Below are 231 nucleotides of genomic sequence, written 5' to 3' on the forward strand. Positions count from 1 at the left end.
TAAAAAGATTAAAAGACTTAAATAGCCAATTGGAGGCGCAAATGAACGAATTTAATAGTTAAAATCTATTTTCAAGAGCCTTGTAATAAAAATATGATAGTTAATAATAGTTAAATGAGGGATAAATAATATGAGAAAGTCACCATACAAAATACTATCTGCAACTGCAATGATAGCCGCCATAGCAGCAGGTAATATCATCCCATCTACACATGTTTTTGCACAAGAAAA

The 231-nt window shown here is 30.3% G+C and carries 1 protein-coding gene; it reads right to left on the reverse strand.

The genetic code is table 11. The features are described 5' to 3' along the window. Positions 1 to 51: 51 nt before the first annotated feature. A partial coding sequence (locus JDS99_RS31585) for a hypothetical protein (protein WP_199696552.1) occupies positions 52 to 231 on the reverse strand: 180 nt, incomplete at its 5' end.

The organism is Bacillus cereus group sp. N6, assembly GCF_016483705.1.
GTDB classification, from domain to species: domain Bacteria; phylum Bacillota; class Bacilli; order Bacillales; family Bacillaceae_G; genus Bacillus_A; species Bacillus_A wiedmannii.